General features: G+C 68.1%; 23 protein-coding genes. 8 read left to right on the top strand and 15 right to left on the bottom strand.

From position 1 onward, the window contains the following. Window positions 1-831 precede the first annotated feature (831 nt). Window positions 832-1,845, top strand: a complete 1,014-nt coding sequence (locus RAH40_RS09920) for a hypothetical protein (RefSeq protein WP_306601949.1) — start codon at window positions 832-834, stop codon at window positions 1,843-1,845. Window position 1,846: 1 nt separating this feature from the next. Here the strand turns inward: RAH40_RS09920 and RAH40_RS09915 are convergent, their stop codons facing one another. The 3 genes from RAH40_RS09915 to RAH40_RS09905 form a co-directional block, all read right to left on the bottom strand. Further along, window positions 1,847-2,023: a hypothetical protein gene (locus tag RAH40_RS09915; RefSeq protein ID WP_306601948.1), complete on the bottom strand. Its 177-nt coding sequence runs from the start codon at window positions 2,021-2,023 to the stop codon at window positions 1,847-1,849. After that, complete coding sequence (locus tag RAH40_RS09910) at window positions 2,023-2,436, bottom strand: hypothetical protein (RefSeq protein ID WP_306601947.1); 414 nt, start codon at window positions 2,434-2,436, stop codon at window positions 2,023-2,025. The genes RAH40_RS09915 and RAH40_RS09910 overlap by 1 nt, the downstream gene beginning before the upstream one ends. A gap of 117 nt (window positions 2,437-2,553) precedes the next feature. Further along, window positions 2,554-3,609: a tartrate dehydrogenase gene (locus RAH40_RS09905; protein WP_306601946.1), complete on the bottom strand. Its 1,056-nt coding sequence runs from the start codon at window positions 3,607-3,609 to the stop codon at window positions 2,554-2,556. Between the two features lie 41 nt (window positions 3,610-3,650). On the opposite strand from RAH40_RS09905, the gene RAH40_RS09900 reads away from it, so the two are divergent. After that, window positions 3,651-4,649, top strand: coding sequence for an alpha/beta fold hydrolase (locus RAH40_RS09900; protein WP_306601945.1), 999 nt, complete (start codon window positions 3,651-3,653; stop codon window positions 4,647-4,649). Window positions 4,650-4,804: 155 nt separating this feature from the next. Here RAH40_RS09900 and RAH40_RS09895 read toward each other — a convergent pair whose 3' ends face one another. The 8 genes from RAH40_RS09895 to RAH40_RS09860 all read right to left on the bottom strand — a co-directional run bounded on the left by RAH40_RS09895 (window position 4,805) and on the right by RAH40_RS09860 (window position 13,150). Beyond that, window positions 4,805-5,359 carry an OsmC family protein gene (locus RAH40_RS09895; RefSeq protein WP_306601944.1) on the bottom strand — a complete coding sequence of 185 codons (555 nt, stop codon included), beginning with the start codon at window positions 5,357-5,359 and terminating at the stop codon, window positions 4,805-4,807. A gap of 200 nt (window positions 5,360-5,559) precedes the next feature. Next, window positions 5,560-6,828, bottom strand: coding sequence for an ABC transporter permease (locus RAH40_RS09890; protein ID WP_306601943.1), 1,269 nt, complete (start codon window positions 6,826-6,828; stop codon window positions 5,560-5,562). Beyond that, the gene (locus tag RAH40_RS09885; protein ID WP_306601942.1) at window positions 6,821-8,071 is read right to left on the bottom strand and encodes an ABC transporter permease; all 1,251 of its coding nucleotides are present in this window, start codon (window positions 8,069-8,071) and stop codon (window positions 6,821-6,823) included. Before RAH40_RS09885 ends, RAH40_RS09890 begins: the two co-directional genes overlap by 8 nt. Next, window positions 8,068-8,751 (bottom strand): ABC transporter ATP-binding protein, encoded by a 684-nt coding sequence (locus RAH40_RS09880; protein ID WP_306601941.1) that lies wholly within the window; start codon window positions 8,749-8,751, stop codon window positions 8,068-8,070. The genes RAH40_RS09885 and RAH40_RS09880 overlap by 4 nt, the downstream gene beginning before the upstream one ends. A 280-nt stretch (window positions 8,752-9,031) precedes the next feature. Then, a complete protein-coding gene (locus RAH40_RS09875) occupies window positions 9,032-10,246 on the bottom strand; it encodes an efflux RND transporter periplasmic adaptor subunit (RefSeq protein ID WP_306601940.1) in 1,215 nt (404 codons plus the stop codon). 170 nt (window positions 10,247-10,416) lie between these two features. After that, the gene (locus RAH40_RS09870; RefSeq protein WP_306601939.1) at window positions 10,417-11,604 is read right to left on the bottom strand and encodes an acetate/propionate family kinase; all 1,188 of its coding nucleotides are present in this window, start codon (window positions 11,602-11,604) and stop codon (window positions 10,417-10,419) included. Between the two features lie 71 nt (window positions 11,605-11,675). Beyond that, entirely contained in the window at window positions 11,676-12,551 is an 876-nt protein-coding gene (locus RAH40_RS09865) for a TIGR02757 family protein (RefSeq protein WP_306601938.1), read from the bottom strand. After that, entirely contained in the window at window positions 12,548-13,150 is a 603-nt protein-coding gene (locus RAH40_RS09860; protein ID WP_306601937.1) for a hypothetical protein, read from the bottom strand. The genes RAH40_RS09865 and RAH40_RS09860 overlap by 4 nt, the downstream gene beginning before the upstream one ends. Before the next feature lie 106 nt (window positions 13,151-13,256). On the opposite strand from RAH40_RS09860, the gene RAH40_RS09855 reads away from it, so the two are divergent. Then, entirely contained in the window at window positions 13,257-13,730 is a 474-nt protein-coding gene (locus RAH40_RS09855) for a hypothetical protein (RefSeq protein ID WP_306601936.1), read from the top strand. Window positions 13,731-13,873: 143 nt separating this feature from the next. Here the strand turns inward: RAH40_RS09855 and feoB are convergent, their stop codons facing one another. Both feoB and RAH40_RS09845 read right to left on the bottom strand, forming a co-directional pair. After that, window positions 13,874-15,235, bottom strand: coding sequence for a ferrous iron transport protein B (gene feoB, locus RAH40_RS09850; RefSeq protein ID WP_306601935.1), 1,362 nt, complete (start codon window positions 15,233-15,235; stop codon window positions 13,874-13,876). A 1-nt stretch (window position 15,236) separates the two neighbouring features. Then, window positions 15,237-15,482, bottom strand: coding sequence for a FeoA family protein (locus RAH40_RS09845; protein ID WP_306601934.1), 246 nt, complete (start codon window positions 15,480-15,482; stop codon window positions 15,237-15,239). A 119-nt stretch (window positions 15,483-15,601) separates the two neighbouring features. Between RAH40_RS09845 and pgsA the strand changes: the two genes are divergently transcribed. From pgsA to RAH40_RS09825, 4 genes are read left to right on the top strand one after another with little or no spacing between them, the layout of a single operon-like run. After that, window positions 15,602-16,162 carry a CDP-diacylglycerol--glycerol-3-phosphate 3-phosphatidyltransferase gene (pgsA, locus tag RAH40_RS09840; RefSeq protein ID WP_306601933.1) on the top strand — a complete coding sequence of 187 codons (561 nt, stop codon included), beginning with the start codon at window positions 15,602-15,604 and terminating at the stop codon, window positions 16,160-16,162. After that, window positions 16,159-17,202 (top strand): AI-2E family transporter, encoded by a 1,044-nt coding sequence (locus RAH40_RS09835; RefSeq protein ID WP_306601932.1) that lies wholly within the window; start codon window positions 16,159-16,161, stop codon window positions 17,200-17,202. The genes pgsA and RAH40_RS09835 overlap by 4 nt, the downstream gene beginning before the upstream one ends. Continuing rightward, a complete protein-coding gene (locus RAH40_RS09830; RefSeq protein ID WP_306601930.1) occupies window positions 17,199-21,089 on the top strand; it encodes an ATP-binding protein in 3,891 nt (1,296 codons plus the stop codon). The genes RAH40_RS09835 and RAH40_RS09830 overlap by 4 nt, the downstream gene beginning before the upstream one ends. 26 nt (window positions 21,090-21,115) lie before the next feature. Next, a complete protein-coding gene (locus RAH40_RS09825) occupies window positions 21,116-21,727 on the top strand; it encodes a response regulator (RefSeq protein WP_306601929.1) in 612 nt (203 codons plus the stop codon). 36 nt (window positions 21,728-21,763) lie between these two features. On the opposite strand, the gene RAH40_RS09820 is transcribed toward RAH40_RS09825, so the two are convergent. After that, window positions 21,764-23,506 carry a hypothetical protein gene (locus RAH40_RS09820; RefSeq protein ID WP_306601928.1) on the bottom strand — a complete coding sequence of 581 codons (1,743 nt, stop codon included), beginning with the start codon at window positions 23,504-23,506 and terminating at the stop codon, window positions 21,764-21,766. A 182-nt stretch (window positions 23,507-23,688) separates the two neighbouring features. Beyond that, window positions 23,689-24,108, bottom strand: coding sequence for a nucleoside-diphosphate kinase (gene ndk, locus RAH40_RS09815; RefSeq protein ID WP_306601927.1), 420 nt, complete (start codon window positions 24,106-24,108; stop codon window positions 23,689-23,691). Window positions 24,109-24,264: 156 nt separating this feature from the next. On the opposite strand from ndk, the gene secA reads away from it, so the two are divergent. Next, the gene (gene secA / locus RAH40_RS09810) at window positions 24,265-26,910 is read left to right on the top strand and encodes a preprotein translocase subunit SecA (protein WP_306601926.1); all 2,646 of its coding nucleotides are present in this window, start codon (window positions 24,265-24,267) and stop codon (window positions 26,908-26,910) included. Window positions 26,911-26,956 lie beyond the last annotated feature (46 nt).

The raw sequence follows: 26,956 nt of genomic DNA, 5'->3' as shown, positions 1-26,956 counted from the left end.
GCGCCCTGGCCGTCCTCCGGGACAAGGGCTTCGTGCCCCGCTGGGAGGCGCGCCGGGCCTTCCTCAAGGAGCATCCGGAGAACGGCGAGGCATGGGCGGAGGAAGTCTTCCGCTGCCTGCGCATCGCCATGCTCCACATGAACAGCCTTGCGCGCCAGGGCAAGGCGGTCCGGGGCGCGGAGACGGTGCTGGACGTGGTCGGAGCCCTGGCCCTCACGGAGCCGGACCCGGAGGCGCGGGAGCGCCAGGCGGACCAGATCTTCAGTGAACTGGCGGCGGCCCTGGAGGGGGCGAAGTCCGTGGCGGACTGGTGGAGAAGCGAGTTCGACGCGTCGATCCTTCTGGTGATCGCAGGGGCCCAGGAATCCCCCCGCATTCGGGACGTGTGTTCCCGGCTCGCGGCCGACCTTGAGGAGGCCTTCGCCCGGAGCGAGGTGGAACATTCGCTCGAGGGGCGCCTAGCCAGTTTCCGCACCGCCGCGGGGCGGCCCCTGCGGGACCTGCCGGACCGGGTGGCGCTCCCGGACCTGGACCTGCCGCCCCTGACCCTTCTTCGGGCCTGCCTGGCCGCCCGGGAAGCGGCGGGGGACTGGGAGGGGATCCTCGCCTTCCTGGATAATCCGGCCCTCGTGAGGGAGGGGGAGGTGCGCTCCTCCGCCGACTGGGAGTCCCGTTGCACGGCCAAGGCCCTGGTCGCCGCCATGAAGGTCCGGCCCCTCCTGGAGCTGGGCCGGACCCGGGAAGGAAGCCCGGGAGGCCATCGCCGACGCGCGGTCCTGGGACGGCCAGATCACCGGGACCTCCCTCGACTTCTTCGTAGGCGAGAAAGTGGTGAACCAGACCCTCTTCAAGGAGGCGATGAAGGAACCCGTCCGCCCCCGCCCCCCCATGCCGCCCCTGCCGCCGGCCCCGCGCCTCGCCCTGCTGGGGGCCCCCGCCTGGCTCAAGGGCTGGGAGGCCGTTCGCAGTTCCGAGGCCCTCCTCCCCTGGTCCCGGGCCGAACTGGCCTGGACCACCCTGGCCCCCGCGGAGGCCGATGCCCTCCGGGTCCGGATGGGCTGGGGCCCGGAGCCCCGCTGGGTGCTGCTCCTGGGCGAGGAATCCGTGGCTTCGGGCACCCAATGCCCGGAACCCGGCCTGCTGGCCGGGATCCTGGAGCGGGAGCGCCCCTCCAAACTCCAGCGCCTGGATCGGATCCTGGAGCGCCACCCCACCCACCTGGGCGCCCGCCGGGCCCGCCTGGCCCTGCTGAAGGCGCGCATGCCCGAACCCCGGCTGGAGCGGGTCCTGGCGGAGGATGCCCGGGCGGCCTTCCCGCCGGCGGAAATGGGCTTCCAGGACTACCCCCTGGATTTCGGCCCCGACGCCCCCTGGAAGCCCGATCCGGCCCTGTGGCAGTGGTCCGCCCAGCAGGTCCTGCCCCGTCTGGAGTCCCTGCTCCGCAGCTGGCCGAACCAGCAGGCCGTGTGGAAGGCCTGGCTGGCCTGGGCCCGCTTCCATCCCGAACGCCCCTCGGTGGTGGCCTTTTCCGGGACCCTGACCCTCTGGACCAGCCGGGAGCGGTGGATGGGGGGCCTGTCCCTGGAGGTGCTCCGGGCCGTCACCGAGGAGCTGCGCCGGGACCGCAACTACCCCGAGCTGGCCCGGTGGCTGGACGCGGCCTGGCGGGCCCGCCTCGCGCAGCGCAGGAACACGACGACTACCTACGTGGAAGAGCAACGCAAGGACTGGGAGGCCCTGGGCCCGGCGCTGGTCGCGCCCCTGGTCGAAACCCTGCGCCTGATCGGGCGGCCGGACCAGGCCCGCGACGTGGAAACGACCTACCGGGACATAATGGCCCGCTAGGTCACTTCCCCTTGTTGCCGCCGTTCTGGTGGGCGATGGACGTGCGCGCCGGGCGGATGCTCTCCCGCTCCGTGAGGGAGCTCTTGGGCTTGGCCTCCGCCTTGGGCGCGGCGGCGGGGGCTTCCTTGGCCTTTCGGATGGCGGCGAGGATGTCCGGGGAGATCGCGGGCTTGGCCACTAGAAGATCGGATCGCCCGGCTTGCGTCGCCAGGCTTCGGCGCGGTTCTTCCCGCCCTCGTTCTTGGCCTTGGCGTCCTTGGCGGCGTTGGCCAGGCTCTCCAGGAGGCTGCCCCCCACCCGCGTGGCGGCCGCCCGGGTGATGCCGGGGGTGTGCACGCGCTCGGGTCCCTTGGGGCTCTCGGCGGCGTTCTCCGTGGCCGCTTCGGCCTGCTCCCGGAGGCGCTTTTCGTACCAGAGCTTCCGCTTCGGGTCCAGGGCGCGGACCTGCTTGACTCCGCCCCCCTTCCGCGTGGCGGTGGGTTTGGGTTTCAACTCCCTCTTGTCCTCCCGATGATCGGAACCAGGATCAGAGGCTTCTTCCAGGATCTTGGCGAGGTCCGCCAGGCTTCCAAGGCCGCGCTGCTTGCTCATGTGTCGACACGACTCCCAAAGGACCTAAGCCAGGCCCAGTCCTCAAGCCTACCCCCGTACCCAACAACGGCCAAGACCAATTAAGGTCCTGGCCGCGAATTCCGGAAATTCCCTAGTCTAGAGCGCGTCGGCGATGGCCTTGCCCATGTCCACGGTGGTGGCCTTGCCGCCCAGGTCGGGGGTCCGGGGGCCTTCCGCCAGCACCTTCTCGATGGCCCGCATGATCGCGGCGCCCGCCGCGGGCTGGCCCAGGTGGTCGAGCATCATGGACCCGGCCCAGATCTGGCCCACGGGGTTGGCGATGCCCCTGCCGGCGATGTCGGGGGCCGAGCCGTGGACGGGCTCGAACATGGAGGGGTGGACGCGCTCGGGGTTCAGGTTGGCCGAGGGGGCGATGGCGATGGTGCCCGCGCAGGCCGGGGCCAGGTCCGACAGGATGTCGCCGAAGAGGTTGGAGCCCACCACCACGTCGAACCAGTCGGGGTTCTTCACGAACTGGGCCGTGAGGATGTCGATGTGGTACTGGTCGACGCGCACCTCGGGGTAGTTCTTGGCCATGAGGGCGAAGCGCTCGTCCCAGTAGGGCATGGTGATGGCCAGGCCGTTGCTCTTGGTGGCCGAGGTGACGTGCTTGCCGCGCGTCATGGCCTGCTCGAAGGCGTACTTCAGGATGCGGTCCACGCCCTTGCGGGTGAAGGTGGCCTCGCCGACGACCAGCTCGTCCTCGGTGCCCTTGTTCTCGAAGTGGCCCTTGGTGCCGTACTCGCCCTCGGTGTTCTCCCGGACGATCATCATGTCGATGCTCCCGGGCTCGCGCCCGGCCAGGGGGGACTTCACGCCGGGCATGAGGTACACGGGGCGGATGTTGGCGTACTGGTCGAACTCCCGGCGGATGGGGATGAGCAGCCCCCACAGCGAGACGTGGTCGGGCACGCCCGGGAAGCCCACGGCGCCCAGGAACACGGAATCGAAGGGCCGCAGCTGGTCGATGCCGTCGGCGGGCATCATGGCGCCGTGCTTGGCGTAGTACTCGCAGGACCAGTCGAAGTGCTTCCAGTCCATCCTGAAGCCGAACCTGGAGGCGGCCGCGTCCAGGACGCGGATGCCTTCGATCATGACCTCCTTGCCGATGCCGTCGCCGGGGATGGACGCGATGCGTAAAGTAGTGGACATGGATGGCCTCCAGGGTGAAGTTAGGCGTGGGAGGAACCAGTATGATCCCATTGCGGGCGTCCCTGCTGTGCCTGATTGCCGCCTTCACCTTCGCCTCCGCGCCGCCGGAACCCGTGTACGGACCCGAGCTGGAGGGCTTCGAATACGCCTTCCCCGTCCACCGCTTCGCCTTCACCAGCCAGGGCACGCCCCTGCGCATGGCCTACCTGGACGTGGCCCCCGAGGTCCCCAACGGCCGCACCGTCGTCCTCCTCCACGGCAAGAACTTCACCGCCGGCACCTGGGAGGCCACCATCCGCGTGCTCGCCAAGGCCGGCTACCGGGTCGTGGCCCCCGACCAGATCGGTTTCGGGAAGTCCACCAAGCCCGCCCACTTCCAGTACACCTTCCAGGAGCTGGCCCGGAACACCCGCGCCCTCCTGGCCTCCCTCGGCATCCCGAAGGCCGCCCTGGTGGCCCACTCCACCGGGGGCATGCTGGCCGTGCGCTACGCCCTGATGTTTCCCGCCCAGGTGGAGCAGCTGGTGCTGGTGAACCCCATCGGCCTGGAGGACTGGAAGGCCGAGGGCGTCCCGTCCCTGTCCGTGGACCAGTGGTACCAGCGGGAGCTGGGCGTCACCGCCCAGCGCATCCGCGCCTACGAGCAGGCCACCTACTATGCCGGCCAGTGGCGCCCCGAGTTCGAGGTCCCCGTGGGCATGCTGGCGGGCCTCTTCCGGGGCCCCGGCAGGGAGCTGGTGGCGTGGAACTCCGCCCTCATCTACGACATGATCTTCACCCAGCCCGTGGTGTACGAGTTCGGGAAGCTGACGGTCCCCACCCTCCTGCTCATCGGCCAGAAGGACATCACCGTCATCGCCAAGGACGCCGCCCCCCCCGCCGTGGCCGCCCGCCTGGGCAACTACCCCGAACTGGGCCGCCGCGCCGCCAAGGCGATCCCCGGCGCCAGGCTGGTCGAGTTCCCCGGCCTGGGCCACGCCCCCCAGTTCCAGGACCCCGACGCCTTCCACAGGGAACTGCTGAAGGGACTCGCCCACTAGCCCTTTCTCTCCTCGGCGAGCCTCAGTCCCTCGGCCACCTCGGCGATGCCTTTCTTTTCTTTACTCATGCGGCGCAAAGGTTTGATGCGCCGCACGGTTTTGAAACAGAATGCATCGCCGAGGCGGCCGAAGGACCGAGGCTCGCCGAGACGAGCCTAGTATTTCATTTTTATATCGACCGGATTCTTGAAGGTGTCGTACAGCGGCGACGTCCGGATCACGGCCTCATGGAGCTCCTTCACCTGCTGGGGCGTGCCGTTGCAGGCCAGGTTCACCTTGACCCTTATCTGTGAAAGTCCCGGCCGGATCTTCTTGTCCAGCTCCATGAACCCCCGGAGGTCGGTATCCGTCTCCACGTCGAAGCTCAGGCTGTGGATATCGATGCCCATGGCCGCCGCGTTGTAGGCGTAGGTGACGTTCAGGCAGCTGGTCAGGGCGTGCAGGGCCGCCTCGCCGGCGTTGGGGGCCACGTCGGTCCCCAGCAGGGTGGCGGGCTCGTCGGCCTCCAGGAAGACCGGGGTGTTCCGCTTGTGCTCCTTGCCCAGGGCGTAGTGGGAATCGAAGGTGCTCTGGGAGTGGGCGCCGTTGATCCACTTGGAGCGGGACCGGAACATCAGTTTGCCCATGGCGGGCGTGGCCTTGACCTTGTCCATGAGGGCCGTGAGCTCTTCCGTGGACACGCCGTTATGAGTAGCTTGCATCGTGCTCATTTCGCCTCCTCGGGGGCGGCCTTTTCCGTTGAGGCACACCCTGGCCGCCCCAGTCTCTGAGGTGGACGTGCCGGTCGGTGGAGAGCGGCTGAACAGGGTAGGTGCCCACGTTCGTGCCCTCGCTGGTAAACCGAGGCTAAGGTAGGTCAAACCTGGGTTGAGTCAAGGTCGCAGGGGGAGGCGGTTCCCGGCTTGAATGATTAACGCATGGCTTCCATGGGGCTGAGTCGCATGGCCCTGAATGCGGGATACATGCCGAACACCAGGGAGAGCGCCAACGCCACGCCCCAGGCCATGAGGAGGCCATACATATTCACCACGAGACCGTAGGGGAAATTGCTCGAGAGGGCCTTGCACAGGGCCCCGCCCGCCAGGGTGCCTGTCAGGGCGCCGAGGGCTGCCAGGACGGCCGCTTCCAGGAGGAACTGCACGAAGATCTCCTGGTCCGAGGCGCCCAGGGCCTTGCGCAGGCCGATCTCGTAGCGGCGGTCCGAGAAGGAGATGAGCATCACCGAGAGCACCCCCACGCCGCCCACCAGGAGCACGGTGCCCGCCAGGCTCATGAGGACGATGGTCCAGCCCCGCATCTGCTGCAGGAAGTTCTGCCAGCTGCGCGCGGCCTCGGCGTCCAGGTCCAGGATCTCCACGTCCTCGATCCCGTGGTGGGCCTGCTTGGCCCGGCCCAGGACCAGGGCGGTGACGTCCTTGGCGTCCCGCTTGGCCTTGAGCTTGACGCCCAGCTGGCTCAGCTTGTGGGTGGGGTCCAGGCGGTCCATGTAGGCTTCCAGGGGGATGAGCATGCCGTTGGCGTCCACCCAGGAGTCCTCGTTGAAGATCATCAGGGGGGCCAGGACGCCCACCACCCGGAAGGGGATGCCGTCGACCATGATGTCCTTGCCCACCGGGTCCGCCCCGCCCAGGAACTTGGAGGCCAGGCTTGCGCCCAGCACGGCCACGGTGGAGCGGCGCTTCTGGTCGTCCTCGGTGAGGCCGCGCCCGGAGGCGATCCTGCGGTTCATGACGGGGATGTAGTCGGGGACGTTGCCCGCGACCATGATCCGCTCGTTGCCGCTGGCCACGCGCACACTGGTCTGCTTCACGGCCCGGGGCATGAACGCCATGACCTTGTCGTAGGGCGCGGTGAGGCGGGGCACGTCCTCCATTCGCAGGCCGGGGCTCATGGCGAAGCGCTTCTGCTCGTCCGAGGTCTCGGCGGTCTTGGGGGCCACGACGAGGGTTCCGTCCCAGCTCATGCCGGAAAAGCCCGTGCCGATCTTGTCCAGGATGCCGTCCAGCACGGAGGTCATCACCACCAGGGCGAAGACGCCCAGCATGAGGAGCGTGAGGGTCAGGATGGACCGCATCTTGTGGGCCCACAGCTCGGTCAGGCCGCTGACCACCACCTCCCAGGCCAGCGCGGCCTGGTGCCCGATGCCCCGCGCGGCCACGGGAGTCGTCATTTCACTCATAGCGGAGGGCCTCCATGGGGGAGAGGCGGCTGGCCTTCCACGCGGGATACAGGGCGAAGGCGAAGCCGAAGACGGCCGCCAGCAGGAAGGCCCACACGAAGCTCGAGGCCCGCATGTAGAGCGGCACGCCCAGGCTCAGGCAGATGGTCCAGGAGAAGAGCACGCCGGCGGAGAGGCCCAGGAAGGCGCCCAGCAGTGTGAGGAGCAGGGCCTCGGTCATGAAGCCCTTGAACACCTCCCGGCCCGAGGCGCCGATGGCCATCTTGACGCCCACTTCGCGCACGCGTTCCTTGAGGGAGGCCATCTGGATGTTCACGTTCACGATGCCTCCGCCCAGCAGGGCCAGGACGCCCGAGAGCAGGAAGATGATGTTGTAGACGTCGCCCTGGCTGCGCCGCTTGGCCATGCGCGCGGCCACGTCGTCCAGGCGGAAGTCCTCCTGCTGGCGGTGGCTGGCCTTGAGGAAGGCGGTGAGGCCCTTGGCGAAGCCCTGGATGGCGTTGACCTCGGGGAGCCGGAAGGTGACCCGGTCCGTGCGGCGGTACTGGTCGCCCTGCATGCGCTTCTGCACGAAGGCCGAGGGCAGGGCGATGATGCGGTTGCGCCAGCGGAAGATGTTGCCCTGGCCCTCCCGGAAGCGGAACACCCGCTCCTGGAACGTGCCGATCACCGTCACGGGGATGCCGCCGATGGTGAGCACCTGCCCCAGGGCGTCGCCCGCGGGGAAGTAGGTCTGGGCGGCTTCCGCGCCGAGGATGGCCACGGCCTCGCCCTGGTCCAGGTCCGTGGCGCTGAAGGAGCGCCCGGTGGCCACGGCGTAGCCCTCCATGGGAATGAAGTCGGCGCCGATGCCCGTGAGCTGGCGGTCCTGGTCGGCGTAGGCGCTCTTCGTGCGGGCCCTGGCGTTCTTGCGCACGCTCACGCCGGCCACGGCCTTGGTGTCCAGGTCCGAGCCGTTCACGGCGTCGTCGTTGCGCAGGCCGCGGTTGGCGGTCTGGAGCGCCGTGGCCTGGCCGTCCTTGACGATGGCGTTGGGCTGGACGTTGAGCTTGTCCAGGCCCCCCAGCTTCACGAAGAGCCGGTCGCTCTGGGCCCGCTGGCTGTCGGAGATGGAGAAGCCCCCCAGCACCGAGGCCACGCCCAGGATCACGCCCAGGGCCTGGAGGATGGAGCGGCCGAGGTTCTCCCGGATCTCCACCCAGGATTCCAGGAGCCGTTCGCGAAAGGCGCCCGAGCCGCTCATTGGGGTTCGCCCGTGGCGATGAGGCCGTCGCGGATCTCCACCTTGCGCTGGGCCATGGCCGCGATGCCCAGGTCGTGGGTGACGAGGATGACGGTGTTGCCCTGGCGGTTGAGCTCCTTGAACAGGTCGAGGATCTCGGCGCCGGTGTGGGAATCCAGGGCCCCGGTGGGCTCGTCGGCGAGGAGGATGGTGGGGCGGTTGGCCAGGGACCTGGCGATGGACACGCGCTGCTTCTGGCCTCCGGAGAGTTCGCCGGGGAGCTTCATGGCCTTCTCGGCGATGCCCACGCGGTCCAGCATCTCCATGGCCCGGGCCCGGCGCTCCTTGCGCCCCACCCCGGCGTAGAGCATGGGCAGTTCCACGTTGCGCACCACCGAGGCCTTGGGCAGCAGGTTGTAGGCCTGGAACACGAAACCGATCTTGGTGTTGCGGATGCGGGCCAGGTCGCCGCCCGAGAGGCCCTGGACGGGGTGGCCGTCCAGCTCGTAGCTGCCTCCGGTGGGGCGGTCCAGGCAGCCCAGGATGGCCATGAGGGTGGACTTTCCGGAACCGCTGGGGCCGATGAGGGCGATGAATTCGCCGGCTTCCACCTGGAGGTCGACGCCGCGCAGGGCGTGGACAGCGGTGCCGTTGGCGCCGAAGACCTTGGTGATCTCCCGCGTTTCGATGACGAGCGGCATGGTGGCTCCAGCTAGGGTCTGTTCGGAATGTAGAAGGCCCCGCGACGGCGTCTGGAGGCCCGATGATCGGGCGCAAGGCCCGCGGGAAATATAGGGCATATTTTCAAGGGACTTGCACACGATAAGCGGGCCTCCAGACGCCGCCCTTCGGGTGGTGGCATCGGCCACGGCAATCCTGCGTTCCGCTCGTCGAACGATTTCCCGAATCGCCCTCCTCGCGGGCCTTGTCTTGCCATGGCCGGTGCCACCATCGCGGGGCCTCCTACATTCCGAACAGACCCTAGAAGTTGTCTTCGTCCTTTTCCACCTTCTTGCGGGTGGGGTCCTCGAGGCACACCTGCTCGTCCTTGTTCAGGCCCGAGATGATCTCCACCCGCTCCAGGGTGGCGATGCCGGCCTTCACGGGGACCACGTCGAAGTAGTCGCGCCAGTGGTCCGAGAGCCACACGAACTTGGAGCGGCCGGAGAGGCCTTCCTTGGCGGCCGCCATCTTCTGGGGATCGAGGTCCTTCTTCAGGCGGAACACCACGGTCCCCCCGTCCCGGCGCTGCAGGGCCTCCAGGGGCACGCTCACGGCCTTGTCGCGCTTCTCGCCCAGGATCTCGACGTTGGCGCTCATGCCGGTGCGGTAGGCGTCGCTGAGCTCGTCCAGCTTGATCTCCACCTTGAAGACCTTGATCTTGTCCACCAGCTCGGCGGCGGGGGACACGAAGCGCACGCGGCCGTTGAAGGTCCGCTGGGGGAAGGCGTCCAGGGTGATGCGCACGGGCTGGCCCACCTGCACCTTGGCCACGTCCACCTCGTTGACGTTGACCTTGATGATCAGCGACTTCAGGTCGGCCACGGTGTAGACCACGGTGCCGGCGTTGAAGCTGTTCACGCCCGACATGATGGTGTCGCCCAGTTCCACGCCCTTCTTGATGACCATGCCGCTCATGGGGCTGATGACCTTGGCGTGCTGGGTGGAGGCGTTGCCGGCGATGGGGATGCCCCGGTCCTCGACGATCTGGTAGCGGGTCTGGGCGGACTTGAGGGTCTCGGAGGCCATGTCCCGGGCCGTCCTGGAGGAACGGAAGGCCTGCTCGGACACGAGGCCCTCCTTGAAGAGCGCCTCCTGCTGCTTGAAGTCCTTATCCGCGTTCATGAAGGCCACCTTGGCCGAGGAAACGCTGCCCTGCACGTCGGAGAGGGTCTGGGCCTGGTTCACGTCGGGCTCGACCTCCGCCAGCACTTCGCCTGCGGTGACCATGTCGCCCTCGCGCACCTTGTAGGAGAGGACCCGGCCGCTGACCGTGGACTTGATGTCCACCTTCACGAAGGGATCCACCACGCCCACTTCCCGCACGCTGACCTGGAGGTCCTCGGCCTGGACCTTGCCCAGCCGGAACGGCGTCTCCTGGTTCCCTTTGGGCTTGTGGGTGCTCTTGGCCGCCACGAGCAATCCGCCCACGACCAGGAAGCCCGCCACGCCAACGATCCACCAGCGCTTCTTCATAACCTCTCCCGCATGTCCATGAACCTGGAACTGAATTGACTACGTCCCAAGTTTCCCCCCGTTTAGGGGGCGGGGAACCGCCCATTCGGCGGCCACGGGGGCTGGATCGGCCAACGCTCCCGCCTGACCGGGGAACGGTCCCCGGCGGCGGAAGTACGACCGAGCGGGTGCTATTTCCCGGAGGTCAGCCGCTTGGCTTCCCGGGCGATCATTAGTTCCTCATTCGTTGGCACGACCACCACCGCCACCTTGGAATCGGGGGTGGAGATGAACCGGTCCGCCTTGCTGCGGGTCGCGTTGATCTCCTCGTCAATGGCCACGCCGAGGAAGCCCAGGCGCTTGCAGATCCAGCTGCGCAGGCCGGGGGAGTTCTCGCCGATGCCGGCGGTGAAGCAGATGGCGTCCACCCCGTTCATGGCGGCGGCGTAGCCGCCCACGTACTTCAGGACGCCGTAGCACAGCACCTCGTGGGCCAGCTTTGCGCGCTTGTTCTTGTCCATGGCCTCCTCCACCTCGCGGCAGTCCGAGGAGACGCCGGAGATGCCCAGCAGGCCGGACTTCTTGTTGAGCAGGGCGGACAGGGCGGGGCCGTCGAGCTTCTCCTGCTCCATGAGCGTGGTGAGGACGCCCGGGTCCAGGTTGCCGCTGCGGGTGCCCATGATCACGCCTTCCAGGGGCGTGAGGCCCATGGAGGTGTCCACGCTGTGCCCGTTGTGCACGGCGGTGATGCTGGAGCCGTTGCCCAGGTGGCAGGTGACGATCTTGGTGGCGTCCAGGGGCCTGCCGATGAGGTTGGCGGTGCGCTCGGCCACGTAGCGGTGGCTGGTGCCGTGGAACCCGTAGCGGCGCAGCCCCAGGCGCTGGCAGAGCTCGTAGGGCAGGCCGTAGGTGTAGGCGTATTCGGGCATGCTGTGATGGAAGGACGTGTCGAAGACCGCCACCTGGGGCACGCCGGGGAAGAGTTCCTGGGCGGTGCGGATGCCCGAGGCCGAGGCCGGGTTGTGCAGGGGGGCGTAGAAGGCCAGCTCCTCGATCTCCTTGAGCACCGCGGGGGTGATCACTTCGGAGTCCCCGAAGTTGGGGCCCCCGTGGGCCACGCGGTGGCCGACGGCGTCCACGTCCCGGTCCTCGCCCAGCACGGTGTGCTTGAGCTGCTCCATGATCGCGGAGAGGGCCTTCTTGTGGTTGGCCATGTCGAGCTCGAGGCGGCCCTTCTCGCCCTGGATGGTCCAGCGGATGAAGCCTTCGGAGATGCCGATGCGCTCGGCGATGCCCTCCGCCAGGGTCTTCTCCTCCTCCATGTCGACAAGATTGAATTTCAGCGAGGACGAGCCGGCATTCAGGACGAGGATCAACACAAGATACTCCTATCGTTAATTCGATTCTCCTTAGTCTAAACCGAACGGAGGCCTGATCTGCATCCCCCGGGTCACTTTTGAGCAAGATCACCCGCCCTGCACAGGTCCACCAGGGGGCACGCGGCGCACCCCGGCAGGCGCCGCACCCCGGGGCAGTCCCCGAGGATGCCCAGGTGGGCCATGGGGAAGTCGTACCGGAGGGGATCCTCCGGGCACATGGCGCGAAGCGCCTCGGTGATCTCCCGGGCCAGCTTCCCGTCGGGGGTCTTGCGGCGGCCGATGCCGATGAAGCCCGAGATCCGCGCCACATGCGTATCCAGGGGCACCACCAGGTCCCTCCTCGGGTAGTCGCGCCAGAGGCCCAGGTCGGGCCACTCGTCCCGGACCATCCAGCGCAGGAACATGCGCCACCGCTTGCAGGCCGCGCCCCGGAGCGGATCGGGCAGATTGAATCTCAGTCCCGGCGTTTCGGGGAGCTCCCGGCGCAGGCGCAGCACCAGCGCGGAAAGCCGCTGGTCCGCGGTGGCGCCCTCCCGGGGGACGAGGTGGGGCTCCAGGCCCCGGCCCCCGGACTCGCGGGACAGGCGCACCCAGGCGAGGATCCACTGGGCCATGTCCTCCCCGGTGTGGAAGCGCCAGGCCCAGCCCTTCAGGGCGGCCCGCAGATGGTCCAGGGCGCCGGGCTCCGCGGCCCTGGCCGCCGGATGGTCCCCGAGGGGCGCCAGGACCGCCTCGATGGCCGAGAGCATGGGAGCGACCCTGCCGTAGGCCAGGTGCGCGGCGACGAAGGCGGCCAGTTCCTGGTCCCCCCCGGACGCGAAGCTCCGCGGGATCACCAGGGGATCCAGGGCAAGGGAGGCTTCCCCGAGGTAGCGGTCATGGAGTGCGTCCAGCCGGAGCTTCAGCGGGTCGTCGGGGGTCTTCGCGGGTTTGGCGGGTCTTTTCAAGGTCTGGGGGCCTGCAGCATCAGACCTCCATCATCGCAGGTCAGGGTGATGCCCAGGGTGTGTCCCAGGGCCAGGGCCCAGCGGGCGCTGATGTCGCCCGGCCGGTCCGGATTCTGGGCGGTCAGCCCCTCGGGCAGGAGGCTCACCGGGTCCATGCGAATGCACCACCGGTTGGGTTCCGAGGCGCACCGGATCTCGAGTAGGTGGCCCCGCACGTAGGGCAGCGCCTGGCGCGCGGCAGCCCGCAGGTAGGAACGGAGCATGGCGCCCGGCCACCGGTCGGGCCCGCCCCGGTCCTCGAACGTCAGCACGAACTCGCACTTGAACAGGAGGCTCATGGGCTTGAGCTCGTCCAGCAGCTGGGCGCGCCAGTCGGGCCCCTCCTGGAGGCCGGCTTCCGGCAGTGTGCCCATGGCCAGATGGCGGGCCCGAGCCAGGGTGGCCATGCCCTCCTCCACGACGGCGTCCAGCCGGTCCTTGTCCCGGATCCCCAGGGGCCGCTCGGGATCCGTCAGCTCCAGGATCCCCTGGATGCCCGCGAGGACATTGGCCATGTCATGAAGCGCGGCCCGGATGAGGAGTTCCGCTTGTTTTTCCATGTTCACAACTTTCTGGGCAACGGAGCCATACTGTGATTAAACTTCTGGGATAGTAACCTGGAAAGGTCCAACCCAAATGCACTCCGAGACCAAGAAATTGGGTGAAATGCTCGTGGATGCCGGTCTGATCACGCCGGCCCAGCAGCAGGAGGCGCTCCGGTACCAGAAGGCCGCGGGGGGGCGGATGGGCAGCAACCTGGTGGCCATGGGCATGATCAGCGATGACTCCCTCATGGACTTCCTGGCCCAGCAGACGGGGGTGCCCCGCCTGGACGTGAAGCACCTGGACGTCCTCCCCTCGGTCCTCGAGCGGATCCCGCGCCGGCTGGCCGAGCAGATGACGATCCTCCCCGTGGCCTTCAAGGAGCCCAAGTCCCTGGTCCTGGCCATGGCGGATCCCTCGGACCTGAACGCGGTGGACAGCGCGCGCTTCGCCTCCGGCCTCAACATCGAGCCCATGGTGGCCTCCCACTCCGCCCTGCGCCTGGCCATCGCGGACCAGTACCGCAAGCTGGAATCCGGGCCCCTGGGCGTGACCGTCGAAGTGAACCGCACCCGCCGGTGCAGCGCTACGAGTTGAAGCGGGCGAGCTTCCCGATGGGAGCAGCAGCCAGCAGCTGTGAGTCACACCTCCGAGTGCGAATTCTCCAGCTTCGCGCGGATGGCCTCGAGTTTCTTGGCGGGGCACTCCTTCGAGGGCGAGCATGATCCAGTGCTGAAGCGTCATTTCATCCTCACACGTAGCCCAGCAGGTGGCCGCCCACGACCGTCAGCCAGGCCATGAGCCAGGCAAGTCCGGAGCCGTAGACGATGGTGAAGCCGGCCCACAGGAAGCTGCGGGTCTCCTTCATGATCATGCCCACCGTGCCCAGGCAGGGGGTGTAGATGAGCGTGAAGACCATGAAGGCTGCCGTGGAGGCCCATGAGGTGCATGAGGCGGTCCATGATGAAGGCCGCCCGGGCCATGTACCCGGTGTCCTCGAGGAAGGCGATGCAGCCCATGAGGAGCATGATCACCGGCACGAACACGATGACCGCGCCCACGCCCGGGATGATGCCGTCCACCAGGAGGCTGGAGAGCTCCCCCGCGGGAAGGTGGGCCGCGGCGTAGCCGTGGAGCCACCCGAAGGCCCCCGCGATCCAGTCCTGGGGGTACTTGCCCACCACGAACGTGACGGTGTACACCCCGATCATGATGGCGATGAAGATGGGGATGCCCAGGTACCGGTGGGTGAGCAGGGAATCCAGGCGGCCGGTGATGTCGGCGTGCTTGCGGTCGGTGCGCTCGACCACCTCCTCCACGAGGCCGTGGACGAAGCCGTAGCGCCCCTCGGCCAGCAGGGTGGAGCCGTCGGCGCCCAGGTGCGGCTCGAGGAACGCGAGGCTGGCCTTGACCTGCGCGCCGATGGCCTTGCGGGCGTGGCTGCGCTCCACCAGCTCCAGGGCGTGGGGCATGCCTTCCAGCAGCTGCAGCGCGAGGCGGCGGGGCGGCTGGGACTGGGCCAGCTCCTCGTCCCGCAGGATCTCCTGGCGGATCTTCTGGAGCTCCCCCTCCATGTCCGGGCCGTAGTTCACGGAGGCCAGCTTGCCCAGGGACGCGCCGGCCACCTTCAGGATGGCGTCCTTGAGGCTCTGGATGCCCTCCTCGCGGTTGCCCACGGTGGGCACCACGGGGCCGCCCAGGAGCCTCTCCAGGGCGGGCAGGTCGATCCTCAGGCCCTTCTCCTCGGCGTCGTCCATCATGTTCAGGACGAAGACCATGGGCCGGTCCAGCTCCAGGAGCTGGGTGGTGAGGTAGAAGTTGCGCTCCAGGTTGGAGGCGTCCAGCACGTTGACGATGACGTCGACGCTGGGGTCGGCCACGAAAAGGGCGGCGATCCGCTCGTCCTCGCTGCGGGCGGAAAGCGAATAGGTGCCGGGCAGGTCCACGACCTCAACAGGACCCTGGGGCGTCTCGAAGGTGCCGCTGCGGCGCTCGACCGTGACCCCGGGCCAGTTGCCCACATGGTGCCGGGAGCCGGTGAGGGCGTTGAAGATGGTCGTTTTACCGCAGTTGGGGTTGCCGGCAAGCGCCAGGGTCGTCATTTCAGGTCTCCTCGGACACGAGGATGCACTGACCCTCTTCCCGCCTCAGAGACAGGTGGTAACCCTTGATCACAAGTTCCATGGGGTCCCCCATGGGGGCGAGTTTCTCCACCTTGATCCGCGCGCCGCGGACGAACCCCATCTCCAGGAGACGGTGGCGGATTTTCCCCGTCGCCAATATTTCGGTTACGACTGCCTCGGCGCCCGGTTGGAGGTCGCTGAGGGTTCTGGCTTGCACATGAGACATGATCTCAACTCCGTTCGTCCAGTCTAGAACAACAGGTCCCTGAAACAAGCGGGAATGCTGCGACACTAATCACAAGACCGCCAGGTTCCATTGCTACAATGCTTGTATAAACGGCTCCCATGGTCATCACATTTCCAAACATCCTGACGTTTCTGCGCATCTGCGCGGTACCGTTCTTCGCGATCGCCGTGTGGTACGGGCGGACGACTGAGGCCTGCGTCCTGTTCGCCTGCGCGGGTCTCACGGATCTCCTGGACGGGTGGTTCGCCCGGCGCTTCAACCAGAAATCCACCCTGGGCGCCATCCTGGACCCGGCCGCGGACAAGCTCCTCATGACGACCGCCTTCGTGCTCCTGGCCTTTCCCCGGGAGGTCTACACCGTCCGCGTGCCCGCCTGGGTCGCCATCCTCGCCATCTCCCGGGACGTGCTCATCTCCCTGGTGGCCCTGGTCGCCTACGAACGGCTCGACCCCAGCAAGTTCGCGCCCTCCTGGCTGGGCAAGGCCACGACCTTCGTGGAGCTGGTGGCCATCTCCCTGGCGCTGCTGTTCAACCACCTGGGACCCCGGGACTGGTACAAGTACCTGGTACCCTGGATCTTCTACCTCATCGCAGCCATGGTCGTCGCCTCGGGCGTCCACTACTTCTTCCGGGCCACCCACGTGACGGAGCCCTCGTGAGCGGGCCGGCGAAGGTCCGGATCCCCTTCGGATTCCTGGCCCTGGCCGGGGCGGCCCTGGCGGCGCTGTGGTTCCTGCGCAGCGCCCTGGCGCCCTTCTTCCTGGCCCTGGTCCTGGCCTACGTCCTGGAACCCGTGGTGGCCCGGTTCGCCCGGAGGCTGGGACGGGAATGGGCGTCGATCCTCGTCATCCTGGGGGCGGTGGCCCTGGCGGCGCTGTTGGCCTGGGCCCTGGTTCCCCTGCTTTGGGACCAGGGGGAGCGCCTGGTGGCCTCCCTGCCCGGCCTCAAGGAACGCCTGGAAGGCCGCTACCTCCCCTGGCTTCAGGCCCACCCCGTGGTCCAGGTCAAGATCAAGCAGGGACTGGAGGGGCTGGACCCCATGGCCCTCGTGAAGGAGGTGGGCCTGGCCGGCGCGGGTCTCCTGGGCTGGCTCCTGTCCCTCATCACCCTGATCCTGGTGCCCCTCATCCTCTATTACCTGCTGGTGGAGGGCCACAAGCTCCTCCAGGAGCTGGACGACCTGGTCCCCAGCCGCCACCTGGAGCGGGCCAAGGGCATCGCGGGCGAGATCAACGGGCGCCTGGGCGGCTACATCCGCGGGCAATTGGCGGTGTCCCTGGTCATGTCCCTCCTCCAGGGCCTCGCCTTCCAGCTCCTGGGGGTGCCCAACGCCTGGCTCCTGGGGCTCGTGGCGGGGTTCTCCAACGTGGTGCCCTATTCGCCCTACATCACCGCGCTGCCCCCGGCGCTGCTGTTCGCGGCGGTGAACGGGACCTCGGGCGGCGGGCTCCTGGTGGTGGCGCTGGTGTTCACCGCGGTGCAGAAGGCCGAGACCCTCTACTTCACCCCCGTGTGGGTGGGGCGCGCCAGCGGGCTCCACCCGCTCGAGGTACTCCTGGCCATCCTCTCCTTCGGCTACGCCTTCGGGGTGGTGGGCCTCATTTTCGCCGTGCCCATGATGATCGTCCTCAAGGTCGCCACGCGGATCGCCCTCGAGCACTACAAGGCCCACCCCTGGTTCGTGGGCGAGGAGCCGTGAGGCCCGTGCTGGCCGTCCTGGCCCTGGCGGCGGCGCTGTGGGCGGGGCCGCCGGGGGAGCTGGGGCTTCCCTTCATCACCAATTTCCGGCCCCGGGAGTACGCGGGCCCGCCCCAGAACTGGGACTTCGTGGAGGACGCCCGGGGCGTCATGTTCGTGGGAAATACGGCGGGCGTCCTGGAGTTCGACGGCAACACCTGGCGGATGATCCCCACCCGGAACCGCACCGCCGCGAGGTCCCTGGGCATGGACGCCACCGGGCGCATCTTCGTGGGCGCCAAGAACGAGTTCGGCTACCTGGCCCCGGACGCCAACGGGCTGCTGCGGTACGTGCCGCTGGAGGACCTGGTGGAGCCCTCGGCGCGGTCCTTCTCCGACGTGTGGAACGTGCTGCCCACGCCGGAGGGCGTCTACTTCCAGACCCGCGAGTACCTGTTCCTGTACGACGGGAAGACCGTGAAGACCCTCAAGGCCGACACCTCGTTCACGCTGGCGTGGAAGATCCGCGGGCGCATCCACCTCTACGAGCGCGGGATCGGGCCGGTGGTCCTGGAAAAGGGCCGGTTCAAGCCGCTTGCCGGCGCGGGGAAGTTCACCAAGGAGCTGGTGAACTTCATGCTCCCCTGGGGCGCGGGACAGTCGATCCTCCTGGGCACGAGCCACCAGGGGCTGTTCCTCTACGACGGCTGGGACATCCTCCCGTTCCCCACCGACGCCGACGCCGACCTGGCCCGGATCACCATCAGCCACGGGGCGATCCTGCGGGACGGGAACCTGGCGGTGGCGGGCATCCGCGGAGGCGCGTGGATCTTCGACCGGCAGGGGCGGCTCCTGATGCGCCTGGACCGGCAGGGGGGGCTGCAGGAGGAGTTCGTGAACCGGGTCTTCGTGGACCGGAGCTCGCGGCTCTGGCTCGGCCTGAACCGGGGCCTCGCGAGAGTGGAATGGCCGTCACCCTTCACGACCTTCGGCGAGGACTCGGGCCTGGAGGGCACCGTCAACGCCCTGACCCGCCACGCGGGGCTTCTGTACGCCGGCACCAGCAAGGGCCTGTTCGTCCTGGGGCGCGACCGGCCCAACTCCGCGACCGGCCCCGCCGCCATCCCCGCCGGAGGCCCCCTGTGGCGCTTCCGGCGCGTGGACGGGATCCGCGGCCAGGTGTGGGGCTTCCGTCCCGTCAAGGGCCGGCTCTTCGCATGCAGCAACGCCGGGCTCTTCGAGGCGCGGGGGGACAGGGCTGTCCTGGCCTTCTCCACCGCCGGCGAGCGGGACGCCTTCTGCCTCGTGCCCTCGCGCCGGGACGCCTCCCGGTACTTCCTCGGACTCGCGGGGGGCGTCGCCCTGCTGCGCTGGAACGGCGCCCGCTGGAAGGACGAGGGGCGGATCCCGGACCTCAAGGTCGAGGCGCGCACGCTCGCGGAGGCCGACGACGGGGCCCTGTGGGTGGGCACCCAGTCCTCGGGGGTGAGGCGCGTGACCCCCGGGCCCGGGGGGACCCTGGGCGTCGAGGCCTTCGGCCTCGCCCAGGGCCTGCCCAGCCTGGCCCACGACTTCGTCAAGGAGCTCTCCACGGGGCTGGTCTTCACCACCCACGCCGGGTTCTACCGGTTCAACGAGGTCACCCGGCGCTTCCAGCCCGATCCGCGGTTCGCCACGCTGTTCCCCCAGGGGCCGCGCTATCCCGACGGGGTCGTCGAAGGCCCCGGCGGCAGGATCTGGATGCACGCGCATGACGAGGGGACCCAGGAGCGGGACACCGGCTACGCCGCGGCGGCCCCCGGCCTCCCGTTCCGGTTCGAGAAGGGGCCCTCGAGGCGCCTGGGGGACGCCACCGTGTACGCCATCCTGCCCGAGGAGGACGGCGCGGTCTGGATGGGCGGGCCCGAAGGCCTCGTGCGGTACGATCCCGGCCAGGAGTTCCGCCTGCCCTGGAACACGGGGCCGCTGGTGCGCCGGGTCACCGGTCCCGGGCGGCAGACCTTCTTCGGCGGGGAGGGGGCCTGGAACGGATCGGACCGGCTGCCCTTCGCCTCCAACACGCTGCGGTTCGAGTTCGCGGCCCCCGGCGGATCCCCGGAATCCGCCACCCAGTACCGCGTGCGCCTGGAGGGCTACGACCGGGCCTGGTCGCCCTGGACCTCGGAGACCTTCCGGGACTACACCAACCTCCCCGAAGGCTCCTACCGTTTCCTGGTCGCCGCCCGCAACGGGGACGGCCAGGTGGCCCCGGCCAGCGCCGTCTCCTTCCGCCTCCTCCCGCCCTTCTACCGCACCTGGTGGGCCTACATGGGCTACGTCGCGCTGGGGGCCCTCTCGCTCAACCTGGTGATCCAGTGGCGCCTCTGGCGCAGCCGCCTGGCGCGGCGGGTCCTGGTGCGCAAGGTGGTGGAACGCACGGAGCAGCTGCGGCGCAAGACCGCCCAGCTGGAGTTGGCCAAGTCGGAGGCCGAGGCCGCCACCCGGTCCAAGAGCGAATTCCTGGCCAACATGAGCCACGAGATCCGCACCCCCCTGAACGCCATCCTGGGCTACTCGGAGATCCTGAGGGACGAGGTCGCCGAGCCCCGGCTGCGGGAACACCTCGCGGCGATCTCCAGCGGCGGCAAGGCCCTCCTGGGCATCATCGGCGACATCCTGGACCTCTCGAAGATCGAGGCGGGCCGCATGGAGCTGGAATACGCCCCGACCCATGCGGCCGGACTCGTGCGGGACGTGGTGCACACCTTCTCGCTGCGCTGCCGGGAAAAGGGGCTGGACCTCCGGGTGGAGGAGGATCCCGCGCTGCCCAGGATCCTCGTCGTCTCCCCGGTGCACCTCCGGCAGGTCCTCTTCAACGTGGTGGGCAACGCGGTGAAGTTCACGGAGAAGGGCTCGGTCTGCGTGACCCTGCGGGCGTGGGGACGGGGCCCGGACACCGTGGACCTGGCCATCGAGGTGCGGGACACGGGCATCGGGATCCCCCCCGGGCAGCTGGAGACGATCTTCGACGCGTTCCACCAGGTTTCGGGCCAGGACGCGTCCCGGTACGGAGGCACGGGCCTGGGCCTGGCCATCTGCCGGCGCCTGGCCGGCATGATGGGCGGGGAGCTGCGGGTGGCCAGCACCGAAGGCCTGGGCAGCACCTTCACCCTCCTCCTCCACGGCGTGGCCGTCTCCAGCGAGGACGCCGTGCACGAGGACCTGGAGGCGCCCTTCCGGGGCGAGTTCCTGCCGGCCACGGTGCTCCTGGTGGACGACGTGAGGCCCAACCGCGAACTGCTCAAGCACTTCTTCGAGAGCTTCCCCTTCCGCTTCGAGGAGGCCGCCGACGGCGCCCAGGGCGTCGAGGTGGCCCGGAGGATCCTCCCCGATCTCATCATCATGGACCTGCGGATGCCCGTCATGGACGGCGTCCAGGCCACGCGGATCCTCAAGGCCGACGACCGCCTGAGGGCCATCCCCGTCATCATCCTCACCGCCTCCACGACCCAGGCCGACGAGACGCCGGTGTGGGAAAGCGGGGCCAACAGCTTCCTGCGCAAGCCCATATCCCGGTCCAGGCTCGCCGAGGAGATCGCGAAGTACCTTCCCTGCCGGCCGGAGGCCGGGCCGGGCGCCCCCGCGGAGCTGGCCCCCGAGGTGCGCGCCGCCCTGCCGCGGCTCCTGGCGGAACTGGAGGGCGAGGCGCTGGTGGAGTGGGGCCAGCTCAAGGACTCCTTCTTCATCGACCGCATGACGGGTTTTTCCGCGCGCATGTCGGCGCTCGCGGACACCTTCCGGGAGCCGGGCCTGAAGTCCTGGTCCGGCCAGGTCCTGGACCAGGCCGGCGCGTTCGACATGGAGAACCTCCCGGCGACCTTCCGGCGCTTCCCCGAAGTGGTGGAGGCCATCCGCGCCCAGTGCAGGTAGACTGGACCCATCCCAGGAACATGAACGTGCCCGAAGCCCTTCCCCACATCCTCATCGTGGACGATATCCCCCGTAACCTCCAGGTGCTGGCCCTCCTTCTCGACAAGGCCGGCTACCGGGTCTCCATGGCCATGGACGGCGCCAAGGCCCTGGAGATGGTCAAGGTGGAGCCGCCCGACCTCATCCTGCTGGACGTGATGATGCCCGACGTGGACGGCCTGGAGGTCTGCCGCCGCCTCAAGGCCGACGCCGCCGTACGGGAGATTCCCGTGATCTTCCTCACCGCCAAGGCCGAACTGGAGGACCTGCAGGAGGGGTTCCGCCTGGGGGCCGTGGACTACGTCACCAAGCCCTTCCGCGGCGCCGAGCTCCTGGCCCGGGTCGCCATCCACGTCAAGCTGCGGCAGGCCCTGGAGCGCGAGCGCGGGCTGAGGCGGAGCCTGGAGGAGACCCTGGCCCAGGTGAAGACGCTCTCCGGGCTGCTGCCCATCTGCGCCAGGTGCAAGAAGATCCGGGACGACAACGGATACTGGAACCAGATCGAGGCCTTCATCTCGGCCCACAGCGACGCCGACTTCACCCACGGCATCTGCCCGGACTGCTCCCGCGCGCTCTATCCGGAGATGGACGAGCCCTGACGCCGGTCCGGCCCGCCGGGGCGCCGGAGGATCAGGTCAGGTCCCCGCCCGTTCCGGCATGCCCCCCGAGGGGGTGAACCGGGCCAGGTGTTCCGAATCCCGTTCCAGGAGGCGGATGATCCGGCTAGCAAGCGCGATCCGGAAGGCGATGACCCGGTTGGTCGGCACGTGGGGAGGTCCCACGGCCCTGACGGCCGCGACCAGGGAGGACGGGATGAGGTGCTTGAGCAGGACGCGGCCGAGGCTGAGGGTCGGCTTGGACCTGGACTCCGAAACCAGCGACTGGGCGATGGCGGCCCTGAACGGAGGGGGCAGCAGGCGCGCCATGGTCTCGCTCGCCAGTTCCTCGGCCATCCAGAGGTTGTAGGGGTCGCTTTGCAGGAAGCCGTTGCGGCTGTCGTCGGCCGCCAGGACCGCGAAGGGGATGGGCGGGCCGATGGACCGGGTGAGCTGCCCGTAGACGTTGCGGCCCTCCCTCAGGTGGTCGGGCATCATCCGGACGAATTCAAGGACGGACCCCGCGAGCATGGGGTTGAGGACATCCACGAACGGGGTCTTGACGTCCGTAAGGCCGGCAAGGTGAATCGGAATGAAACAGGCGTGGATGAGACGGTCGCCGTACGTCTGCACGGTTTCCTCGGGTTCGCGCCGCAGCTCCCGGGGAAGCGTCTGCCGGCCGTCGGCCACGGCCTCGGCGGCCTCGTCCCCGATGAGCTCGCTCAGGAGGATCATGTCCTGGGCGTACCTGTGGTGGCGTTCTGGTCTGGAGATGGTTCCGAACCCTTCGTCGCCCCGGATGATCCCGTCCACCCCCTCCAGGGCGAAGCGGGCCCAGAGGCTGAGCCCGTCGAGGTAGGGGAACAGGGCATCCGTGGTTCCGCCGTGGGCTTCGATGAAGGCGTCCACCACGACAGGGGGGGGGGCGACGGAGTGCTCGGTGAGGAGGTAGTCGTTGCGGAGCCCATAGTGCCTGGCGAGCTTCTCGGCAATGAAAGCGTCGTTCCCCCGCTGGGTGCGCGATGCGGCCAGGCCCCAGGTCACGGTGCGGGGGCGCAAACCCGTGCCGTACAGGGTGGCGAGCAGCATCCGGCTGTCGTAGCCTCCCGACAGGGGGAGGATCCACTGGGGCGAAAGCCCCTGGCAGGACCCGATGGCCTTGGCCAGGACGTGGCGGAGGCCCTCCAGCGCCTCCTCCCGCCGCATGGGCAGGTTGCGGAAGACGATGGAGGTCGTGACCAGGGACAGGGTCCAGCGGGCCCGGTCGAGGGTCAGGCGGGCCCCCCGGGGCAGGCGGCGTATCCGCGTGTCCCAGGCTCCCGAAGGGCCGAGGGACCCCGAGGACAGGAACCAGGCGAACCCTGGCCGGCTCAGGCTCAGGCCCTGGAGCAGGCAGATGATGGCCCGCTGGGAGGTGGAGACGAAGAAATCGGTGTCGGTGATGGCATACCAGAGGGTGCGGGTGCCGCCGTAGTCGGAGCAGAGTTCGGTGAGACCCCCGTCGGAGCGCACCAGGGCGAAGGACCCGTCCGGGATCGCCGAGCCGGGGCGGTGCCACTCCGGCCAGTCCCCCACGAAGGCTCCGACCCGGCCGGAGGTCCCCTCGAGGCCTCCGGCGCCCCCCGGTCCCGTGAGGCACACGGCCTCGCCGGGGGCCTGCCGGATCCGATGGGCGAATCCTTTGATGGGCGGCGGGGTGATCCAGTCCGCGACGCGCTCCAGGAGGGCCCCACCGGCGAGGTCGCTGGACTCCCGTCTGCAGACATAGATCAGATTAGACATACAGGATTATTTCCATTTTTCGGCGGGACATGCCGGATTCGGGCACCCTGGACTTATGTTGTTAATTTACTATTCGACATCACAGTACTGGGCGTCCGGGAGGACGTCAACAGCTTCCGCGGTTCGCCACCCGGAACAACAAAGGGGCCTAAAAAGGCCCCTTTTTATTATTGTTGATATGTTTAAACCCGATCGAAGACGCTGAAGAAATAGCTTACCTCCCGCGCGGCCGAGGCGGGGGAGTCCGAGCCGTGGGTGGCGTTGCGCCCCATGTTCTCACCGAAGAGCTTGCGGAGGGTGCCCTCGGCGGCCTTGGCGGGATCGGTGGCGCCCATGAGCTCGCGCCAGCGGAGAATGGCATTCTCGCCCTCCAGGCAGAGGAGGACCACGGGACCTTCGGTCATGAAGGCCTCGAGCTCGGGATAGAACCCCTTGTTGACGTGCTCGGCGTAGAATCCCTTGCAGATGGAGGGGGTGAGGCGGGCGAGGCGCATGCCGCGCAGCGTGAAGCCGGCCTTTTCGATGGCGGACAGGATCCTGCCGATGTTGCCGTCCTGGACGGCGTTGGCCTTGATGATCCCAAACGTCTGCTCGATGCTCATTGATGCTCCATAAACAATCCAACAGTTTGCCCGAGGGTCCGGGAACACTCAAGCGCAATGGTCAAGAATGCAACCCTCCGGTGATTTCACGACGCAAGGTGGGCAATTCGTGGCGCCGCATGTAAAATGGAGAGCTTGACGGAACTGGAACCCAGCATGCTTGACAACCTCCTTAAGAAATTCATCGGCTCGAAAAACGATCGCGAGCTGAAGCGCCTCTGGGCCAAGGTCCAGGAGATCAACGCCCTCGAGGCGGGGATCCGGGAGCTTTCCGACGACGACCTGAAGGCAAAGACTCCCTATTTCAAGGAGTTGCTTGCAGGAGGGGCGACTCTCGACGACATCCTGCCCGAGGCCTTCGCGGTGGTTCGCGAAGCGTCCAGGCGGGTGCTGCGCATGCGTCATTTCGATGTGCAGCTCATTGGAGGCATGGTCCTCCATTACGGGAAGGTCGCCGAGATGCGCACGGGCGAGGGCAAGACCCTCACCGCGACCCTGCCCCTGTACCTGAACGGACTGGCGGGGAAGGGATCCCATCTGGTGACCGTGAACGACTACCTCGCCCGGCGCGACGCCGAGTGGATGGGGCGCCTCTACGGCTGGCTGGGCCTCTCCGTGGGCGTCGTGCAGCACGGCCTCACCGACGACGAGCGCCGCGCCGCCTACGGCTGCGACATCACCTACGCCACCAACAACGAGATCGGCTTCGACTACCTGCGCGACAACATGAAGTGGTCGCTGGAGGACTTCACCCAGCGCGGCTTCACGTTCGCCATCGTCGACGAGGTCGACTCCATCCTCATCGACGAGGCCCGCACCCCGCTGATCATCGCCGGCAGCAGCGAGGAGGACACGTCGAAGTACTTCCGCATCGACGCCGTGGTGCCCAAGCTCAAGCCCGAGGTGGATTTCAAGGTGGACGAGAAGGACCGCCAGGTCACCCTGACGGATGAGGGCATCCGGCACGCCGAACAGATCCTGGGCGTGGCCAACCTCTACGATCCCTCCGCCATCGAGACGCTCCACGGCCTCAACCAGGCCCTGCTGGCCCACAACCTCTACAAGCGGGATGTGGAGTACATGGTCCGGGACAAGGAGGACGGCAAGGGCCTCGAGGTGGTCATCGTGGACGAGTTCACCGGCCGCATGATGCCGGGCCGCCGCTGGTCCAACGGCCTCCATCAGGCCATCGAGGCCAAGGAGGGCGTGGAGGTCAACGCCGAGAACCAGACGCTGGCCACGGTGACCTTCCAGAATTTCTTCCGCATGTATGAAAAGCTGGCGGGCATGACCGGCACCGCCGAGACCGAGGCGCGCGAGCTGCTTCAGATCTACAAGCTCGAAGTGATCGTCATCCCCACCAACATGCCCATGATCCGCTCGGACTTCGCCGACACGGTCTACGCGTCCAAGACCGGCAAGAAGGCCGCCATCGTCGCCGAGATCAAGGAACTGCACGGCAAGGGCCAGCCCATCCTGGTGGGCACGGCCAGCATCGAGAGCAGCGAGGACCTGTCCGAGGCCCTCAAGGCCGCGAAGATCCGCCACGTCGTGCTGAACGCCAAGCATCACGCCAAGGAGGCCGAGATCATCGCGCAGGCCGGGCGCAAGGGCTCCGTGACCATCGCCACCAACATGGCCGGCCGCGGCACCGACATCGTCCTGGGCGGCAATCCCGAGGGCATGGCCAAGATGGAGGCCGGCAAGCGCGGCGTCGAGATCTACCACGAGGACGGCCGCGAGACGGCCGAGTTCCTCGCCCTGGTGGACGAGATGGCCAGGCAGACCGAGGCCGAGAAGGCCGAGGTCATCGAGGCCGGCGGGCTCCACATCCTGGGCACCGAGCGCCACGAGAGCCGGCGCATCGACAACCAGCTCCGCGGCCGCGCCGGGCGCCAGGGCGACCCCGGCTCCTCCCGCTTCTACCTGAGCCTCGAAGACGACCTCATGCGCATCTTCGGCGGGGACCGCATCAAGAGCATGATGAGCACCCTGGGCATGAACGATGATGAGCCCATCGAGGCGGGCATGGTCACCCGCGCCATCGAGCGCTCCCAGAAGCGCGTGGAAGCCCACCACTTCGAGATCCGCAAGCACCTCCTCGAATACGACGACGTGATGAACAAGCAGCGCATCTTCTTCTACGGCCTGCGCTGCGAGATCCTGCGGGGCAACACGAAGGAGTACGTGCTGCGCGTGGCCGCCGAGATCGTGGAAGGCCTGGTCCACGACTACCTCCCCGAGAAGGGCGAGCGGGACGTCGCCGGCTTCAAGGAACGCTTCGAGCAGCTCTACGCCCTCGACGGCGTGGACCTGGACGAGATCGCCCTCATGGGCAGCGCCCAGGCCATCGAGAAGCTGGCCGCCCTGGTCGCCGAGGCCTACGAGGAGAAGGAGCGCCGCCTGGGCAGCGAGGATGTCCTGCGCTGGCACGAGCGGGTCGCCATCCTCCAGATCATCGACTCCGCCTGGAAGCGCCACCTCCTGGTCATGGACCACCTCAAGGAGGCCATCGGGTTCCGCGGCTACGGCCAGAAGGACCCCCTGGTCGAGTACAAACGGGAAAGCTACGAATACTTCGAGCAGATGCGGTTCGGGTACGAGGACGAGATCATCAGCTACCTCTACCGGGTCGAACCCCAGCCCGCCTATATCCCCGACGACGAGTCCTTCTTCCGCGAACCCTCCGAGATGCACGAGCTGGGTCCGGACGAGCGGGGTTCCCTCGTGGAGATGGGCCTTCCTGGCGACGTGGTCAAGCGGGTGATGCGCTTCTCGGCCGGCGGACTCGAGGAAGAGTAGGGACAACAGGAAAATTCCGGCTGACATCCGGCCCGCTTTATGTTTC

The organism is Geothrix sp. 21YS21S-2 (genome assembly GCF_030846775.1).
Classification (GTDB): domain Bacteria; phylum Acidobacteriota; class Holophagae; order Holophagales; family Holophagaceae; genus Mesoterricola.
The sequence above is the reverse complement of the archived record's forward strand: the minus strand, read 5'-3'. Positions and strand labels throughout refer to the sequence as shown.

Bases quoted from the DNA above. Each gene is read 5' to 3' on its own strand.
- RAH40_RS09855 (WP_306601936.1), top strand. From the start codon at position 13,257: ATGCTCGTGGATGCCGGTCTGATCACGCCGGCCCAGCAGCAGGAGGCG.
- RAH40_RS09860 (WP_306601937.1), bottom strand. From the start codon at position 13,150: ATGGAAAAACAAGCGGAACTCCTCATCCGGGCCGCGCTTCATGACATG.
- RAH40_RS09900 (WP_306601945.1), top strand. From the start codon at position 3,651: ATGATCCCATTGCGGGCGTCCCTGCTGTGCCTGATTGCCGCCTTCACC.
- RAH40_RS09845 (WP_306601934.1), bottom strand. From the start codon at position 15,482: ATGTCTCATGTGCAAGCCAGAACCCTCAGCGACCTCCAACCGGGCGCC.
- ndk (WP_306601927.1), bottom strand. From the start codon at position 24,108: ATGAGCATCGAGCAGACGTTTGGGATCATCAAGGCCAACGCCGTCCAG.
- feoB (WP_306601935.1), bottom strand. From the start codon at position 15,235: ATGACGACCCTGGCGCTTGCCGGCAACCCCAACTGCGGTAAAACGACC.
- pgsA (WP_306601933.1), top strand. From the start codon at position 15,602: ATGGTCATCACATTTCCAAACATCCTGACGTTTCTGCGCATCTGCGCG.
- RAH40_RS09885 (WP_306601942.1), bottom strand. From the start codon at position 8,071: ATGAGCGGCTCGGGCGCCTTTCGCGAACGGCTCCTGGAATCCTGGGTG.
- secA (WP_306601926.1), top strand. From the start codon at position 24,265: ATGCTTGACAACCTCCTTAAGAAATTCATCGGCTCGAAAAACGATCGC.
- RAH40_RS09875 (WP_306601940.1), bottom strand. From the start codon at position 10,246: ATGAAGAAGCGCTGGTGGATCGTTGGCGTGGCGGGCTTCCTGGTCGTG.
- RAH40_RS09895 (WP_306601944.1), bottom strand. From the start codon at position 5,359: ATGAGCACGATGCAAGCTACTCATAACGGCGTGTCCACGGAAGAGCTC.
- RAH40_RS09820 (WP_306601928.1), bottom strand. From the start codon at position 23,506: ATGTCTAATCTGATCTATGTCTGCAGACGGGAGTCCAGCGACCTCGCC.
- RAH40_RS09905 (WP_306601946.1), bottom strand. From the start codon at position 3,609: ATGTCCACTACTTTACGCATCGCGTCCATCCCCGGCGACGGCATCGGC.
- RAH40_RS09880 (WP_306601941.1), bottom strand. From the start codon at position 8,751: ATGCCGCTCGTCATCGAAACGCGGGAGATCACCAAGGTCTTCGGCGCC.
- RAH40_RS09910 (WP_306601947.1), bottom strand. From the start codon at position 2,436: ATGAGCAAGCAGCGCGGCCTTGGAAGCCTGGCGGACCTCGCCAAGATC.
- RAH40_RS09890 (WP_306601943.1), bottom strand. From the start codon at position 6,828: ATGAGTGAAATGACGACTCCCGTGGCCGCGCGGGGCATCGGGCACCAG.